The following is a 3,502-nucleotide window of genomic DNA, read 5'->3' on the forward strand; positions in this document are numbered from 1 at the left end:
CAAATGAGCTATCTTCTTCAAGATGAAGACGGCCAGATACTCGAAGCCCATTCGATCTCGGCAGGGCTTGATTATCCCGGTATCGGACCTGAACATGCGTTCCACAAAGACAACGGAACCGTCAGTTACGACCATATCACCGATGAGGAGGCGATGGACGCCTTCGTATGGTTGAGCCGTGCCGAGGGTATCATCCCGGCATTCGAAACAGCTCACGCCGTTGCCTATCTCAAAAAAATGCCCGACATCAAAGGCAAACTGATCATCGTGAACCTTTCGGGACGCGGCGACAAAGATATGATACAAGCAAAATCACTGCTCAATTTCGATAAATAAAGAGGATTAATGGAAGAACTGTTACTCGGCTGGCTCAAAGAATACGGTTATGTCATCCTCTTTTTGTGGAGTATTTTAGAGGGGGAAATGGGCCTTATTATGGGAGGTATCATGTCTCATACCGGAGACATGTGGCTTCCTGTCGCCATTTTCGTTGCCGGAATCGGCGGCTTTGTCGGTGACCAGATATACTTTTACATCGGACGCTTCAACAAAGGCTACATCCATAACAAGCTCCGTTCACAGCGTCGCAAATTTGCCATTGCCCATCTGCTGTTGAAAAAATACGGATGGCCCATCATTTTCGTCCAGCGCTATCTGTACGGATTGCGCACCGTTATCCCGATGTCGATCGGTCTGACGAAATACTCGGCACGCAAATTCGCCTTTATCAATCTTATCAGCGCCTGGATGTGGGCGGCGCTGACGATCATCCCCGCCTATTATTACGGCGAAGAGCTGCTGAACCTTCTGCACTGGATGAAACAACACTGGTATGTTGCACTCCCATTGTTGGGAAGCATCGGCGGCGGAATTATCTACTATCTCAACCGACTCGAAAAAAAACTGCTGGAGAAACGCAATGAACGTCAAGCTCGTTAATCAATCCCTGAATCACATCGAAGCCGATTTAACCCTGGAATTCGTTACCTCCGAGCAGCTGAAAAGCCACCGCTTTGCGCAGCTTCTGGCTCAGGCCGGTTTCAAAGCCGAAAGCGATCAAATCTGTGCGCTGCATGAACACCGCCTGTTGGTTTGCGCCGTCGCAGACCTGCGATGCGAAACCATGCGCACCGCCGCCGCTCTCGCGGTCAAATCGGCGATGGGGTACGCCTATGCTTCTCTCAAAGTCGCTCAATACCAAACGGAAAACTTTGCGCCCCTCATCGAAGGGATCGTTTTGGGAAGCTACCGCTTCGACGGATACAAATCCGATCCCAAGCCCTCCTCTTTGTGCGACGTCTTCTTTTCCAATGAAAATTTTGACGGCTCGATGCTGGAGCACGCAGCTCTTGAAGCGATTTTGGAACAAACGCTCATCATTGCCAAAGCGACCAATTACGTCCGTGATCTGGTTAATCAGACACCCGATGACATGACCCCTCTTGGGATGGCGTCAACGGCCGAATCACTCGCCCTGTATAACAATCTCGAATGTACCGTTCTGGATGTCAGCGGACTCGAGGCGGAGCGAATGAACGCCATGATCGGTGTCGGGCGTGCTTCCGCGCACCCTCCCCGCCTGATCCATCTCGCCTATAAACCCAAAAATCCGAAAAAAGTGATCAGCCTCGTGGGCAAAGGACTCACGTACGACAGCGGCGGGCTTAGCCTCAAACCGGCGACGTCGATGGTGACGATGAAAATGGACAAAGCCGGTGCCTGCGCCGTTATCGGGATGCTCAAAGCGATCAGCGAGCTGAAACTCGACATCGAAGTGCACGGTTTCGTCGGCGCGGTCGAGAACATGATCGGCGGCAACGCCTACAAACCCGACGACGTGCTCAAAGCCAAAAACGGAAAAACGATCGAAGTGCGCAACACCGACGCCGAAGGACGCCTCGTCCTCGCCGACGTGTTGGGGTACGCGCAAGAGAAAGTAAAAGCCGACTACATCTTCGACTACGCAACTCTCACCGGAGCCTGCATGGTCGCACTCGGGCCGTATACGACGGGTGTCATGGGACATAATGAGACCCTCAAGCAGGATTTTGTCACCGCAGGTGCCGAAGCCGGCGAATATTGCGGCATCCTCCCGTTCAACCGCCACCTGAAAAAGCTGATCAAAAGCGACATTGCCGACGTCTGCAACGTCTCTTCCAAACCCTACGGCGGAGCGATCACCGCCGCGTTATTCCTCGATAACTTCATCGATGAGGATATGAAAGACAAATGGGTCCATTTCGACATCGCAGGCTCAGCCTACACCGAAAGCGCGTGGGACGTACACACTCACGGCGGTACGGGCGCGGGAGTGCGGATGACCTTGAATTGGCTCATGTCCAACTGCAAATAAAACAATAAAACTTCATAAGGATTTACATATATGGGACTTAGTATCGGACTTGTAGGACTACCAAACGTCGGGAAATCGACCACATTCAACGCGCTGACCAAAGCGCAAAACGCCGAAGCGGCCAACTATCCGTTCTGTACGATCGAGCCGAACAAAGCGACCGTCCCCGTGCCTGACACCCGTCTTGACGCACTGGCGGCCATCGTCAACCCGGAGCGCATTCAGTATTCTACCCTTGATTTCGTCGACATCGCCGGTCTCGTCAAAGGGGCGAGCAAAGGTGAAGGTCTGGGGAACAAGTTTCTCTCCAACATCCGCGAGACCGAAGTGATCTTGCAGATCGTCCGCTGTTTCGAAGACGAGAATATCGTACATACCGAGGGGCGCATCAACCCGTTAGACGATGTCGAAATCATCGAAAACGAACTTATTTTCGCCGATGTCGAAGTATTGACCAACCGCATCGAACGCCTCAAAAAACAGGCAAAAAATGACAAAGATGCGGCAGTGATGGCAGAGTTTGCCGAAGAACTGGCCGAATTTTTGGCCGAAGGCAACCTCGCTCGCAACTTTCCCAAAGCCGATTCGGAGATGTTTGAAAAACTCAACCACGAAGTGCGCCTGCTGAGTGCCAAAGAGATCATGTACGGTGCCAACGTCGATGAAGACGGTCTCACCGAAGACAATGGGCACGTCATCGCGCTCAAAGCCCACGCGGAAAAAAACGGCTGTGAAGTGATCAAACTGTGCGCCAAGATCGAAGAAGAACTGGTCGGACTGGAAGATGACGAACGCAACGAATTTTTACGCGATCTCGGTGTCGAAGAATCAGGGTTAGAGCAGATCATCCGCAAAGGATTCGACAAACTCGGGCTCATGAGCTACTTCACCGCCGGTGTCAAAGAGGTGCGTGCCTGGACGATCCACAAAAACACCTCTGCCCCCAAAGCAGCCGCCGTCATCCATAACGATTTTGAAAAAGGGTTCATCCGCGCCGAAGTGATCGGATATGAGGATTTCGTCTCCTGCGGCGGCGAAGCCAAAGCCAAAGAAGCCGGAAAAATGCGCCTTGAAGGAAAAGAATACATCGTCCAGGACGGTGATATCATGCATTTCCGTTTCAACGTCTAATTAGGTACAATATTCGCA

At 52.0% G+C, this 3,502-nt stretch carries 3 protein-coding genes and 1 pseudogene; all 4 read left to right on the forward strand.

Annotated features, from left to right (window positions below; all coding sequences use genetic code 11):
- Positions 1-336, forward strand: a pseudogene (locus JU82_RS00075) (tryptophan synthase subunit beta); the annotation flags it as partial.
- Positions 337-345: 9 nt separating this feature from the next.
- On the forward strand, positions 346-939 hold the full coding sequence (locus tag JU82_RS00080) for a DedA family protein (RefSeq protein ID WP_037945415.1): 594 nt from the start codon (positions 346-348) through the stop codon (positions 937-939).
- Entirely contained in the window at positions 920-2,353 is a 1,434-nt protein-coding gene (locus JU82_RS00085) for a leucyl aminopeptidase (protein ID WP_037945416.1), read from the forward strand. The genes JU82_RS00080 and JU82_RS00085 overlap by 20 nt, the downstream gene beginning before the upstream one ends.
- Positions 2,354-2,383: 30 nt before the next feature.
- Positions 2,384-3,484, forward strand: coding sequence for a redox-regulated ATPase YchF (gene ychF / locus JU82_RS00090; protein WP_037945418.1), 1,101 nt, complete (start codon positions 2,384-2,386; stop codon positions 3,482-3,484).
- The last annotated feature ends 18 nt before the right edge of the window (positions 3,485-3,502 follow it).

This window comes from Sulfuricurvum sp. MLSB (assembly GCF_000747095.1).
In the GTDB taxonomy this organism is placed as follows: Bacteria; Campylobacterota; Campylobacteria; order Campylobacterales; family Sulfurimonadaceae; genus Sulfuricurvum.

Bases quoted from the DNA above. Each gene is read 5' to 3' on its own strand.
- JU82_RS00080 (WP_037945415.1), top strand. From the start codon at position 346: ATGGAAGAACTGTTACTCGGCTGGCTCAAAGAATACGGTTATGTCATC.
- ychF (WP_037945418.1), top strand. From the start codon at position 2,384: ATGGGACTTAGTATCGGACTTGTAGGACTACCAAACGTCGGGAAATCG.
- JU82_RS00085 (WP_037945416.1), top strand. From the start codon at position 920: ATGAACGTCAAGCTCGTTAATCAATCCCTGAATCACATCGAAGCCGAT.